General features: G+C 40.6%; 3 protein-coding genes. All 3 read right to left on the reverse strand.

The genetic code is table 11. The annotated features are described in order from the left end of the window. Window positions 1–509 (reverse strand): replication initiation protein (locus tag FHP88_RS17350; protein WP_144360367.1); only part of this gene is annotated, 509 nt, incomplete at its 3' end. Between the two features lie 626 nt (window positions 510–1135). Then, window positions 1136–1360, reverse strand: a complete 225-nt coding sequence (locus tag FHP88_RS17355) for a hypothetical protein (RefSeq protein ID WP_144360368.1) — start codon at window positions 1358–1360, stop codon at window positions 1136–1138. 201 nt (window positions 1361–1561) lie between these two features. Next, the coding region (locus FHP88_RS17360; protein ID WP_144360369.1) for a replication initiation protein at window positions 1562–2032 on the reverse strand (471 nt) is incomplete at its 5' end.

Here is a 2032-nt window from a genome sequence, read left to right on the forward strand (position 1 = left end):
AGTTCAGCTAGTGGAATGATGACTTCTGGCTTATCATCCCATGATTTTAGAATTTCAAATATGCGTTGGCTATATGAGCTAGGAAGATTCATATATTCATTAAGATTATATTTTGCGAAATTTGATTTGAGATTTAGATAATGAGGCTTTAGATCGGGGTCAAAGCGTGCTCGGATACATCCATTTTTTGCATCATATTCACAATAAGAGAAGATGGTATATTTTATCCATCCTCTCTTATTGTCTGTATCCACTGTGATTACCTTTCCCATAAGATTGTCTGCGGCATCTGCAAGAATTTTATAAGTCCTACCGTCGACCTTTCCCTGTAAAATTGCAGTAACTGGAATCTCATAAGTTTTAAATTCTTGGTCATCCTTGTGGACGCGAGCTGCTACCTGCGCGATAAGACGAGGTTCATAGATCGACTTTGGCAGCCATCGACCCCTAGCTAGTGCGTTAGACATTTTGACGATTTCTCCAGAGTGATTTAAGACTTTTTTATTCATGTTAGATCTCCTGAAGGTCTATTTTGCCCATCTAAATTTGAGACATTTAGGTGGGCTTTTTTTAGCTGTAACAAAGAATAGTGGCATTCAACAAGTTTTGCCACCCATTTTCACGTGAATTTTGCCACTTTTCACGTGACTTTTGCCACCTTTTCACGTGAATTTTGCCACTTTTCCACGTGAATTTTGCCACTTTTAAATTCGAAAGTTGGCGGCTGGCGGGGCTTCCCAGCCGGGGGAAAAGAAGAAAAGAAAGAAGAAAAGAAAGAAGCGCGCGCTCGAGCGCACGCGCGCGCGTTAGAAAGGCCCCGGACTCCGTCCGCCGCCCGTCGCTTTGCTCCTCCCCCACCCCGAAGAAAAGAAACCGTGTAGCGAATCCTGAGGTCAAAAATTACCTTGGCCTAATTTGACACAAAAAATTTAAAGCTCTTCGCGTTTAGAGAACGAAAAAGTTACTGCATACGAAAAATTAAGGCAGCCTTGAAAGGAAGACTCCTGAAAAAAGCCAGAAATACCGCTAGAAATCTTTTTGACATCAAAATGAACATAGGGACGTAAAAAAAAAGAAAAAGGCACAGGAGCTAAATTTGAGGGAAATAGAGGGTGATTAGAATTGCAGTTAGGTCTTAAAAAAAGATCTGCGTGACAGCTTTAGATTCAAACTCGTGATGAAGCAGATCCAAGCCGAATCTAAAACTGCCACGCAGATTTAAAATTTGGGGTAAAAAGCCTGCTACAGCAAAAAGTAAGACTGCTACACCTAAAAAACGAGGTGCTACAACAATTTGTAAGCCTGCTACGCGTGAAAGAGCGACTGCTACACGTGTTTTTGTTGCTGCTACAAAATGCATATCCCCATTGTGCTTAACACCCTAGAAATCAAGCTTTAAAGAGGGCTTTCTGATTTGGCAGGATACGCAATTTGTAACACAAATTGCCCTCGGCTCCCTCGGTCCTGCTTTCGTTTCTCGAAAGTGAAAGCCTAGTTATCCTGGCCAACGTGGAATTTGTCACCGTTATCCAGCAAAAGGCCTAGAATAATTAATATTTCGCTATTCAAAATTAAAAAGCCGTTTACAAATTGTGCAGCGCAATGATTTGTTCGGGATGCAGTTCCCCTGCTTGTAGCAATTTATGGCAGCAAGAGCTGCTTGATGCTGTTTGCTGGATTTCTTTTGTTCCTTTTGTTCTTGTATGCCCTGTTTGCTTTCTAGGATTTCATTTTTTCGAGGCTTTGAGAAAACAAAACGAATTGCAGTAACCTTTCGACCTGTCTTTATGGACTCCCATTCAAAACGCAATGAAGTGTGTTTGTGAATGTCTTTGTATGCTTTTTCAAGAACTCTGCGCCGGAATTCTCCAAAAGTTTTCTTTTGTGAGCTTGGAGTTTTAAGCATTTCATAGAGTTCAGCTAGTGGAATGATGACTTCTGGCTTATCATCCCATGATTTTAGAATTTCAAATATGCGTTGGCTATATGAGCTAGGAAGATTCATATATTCATTAAGATTATATTTTGCGAA

The sequence above is a fragment of the Sedimenticola selenatireducens genome (assembly GCF_007625115.1).
Lineage (GTDB): Bacteria > Pseudomonadota > Gammaproteobacteria > Chromatiales > Chromatiaceae > Sedimenticola > Sedimenticola selenatireducens_A.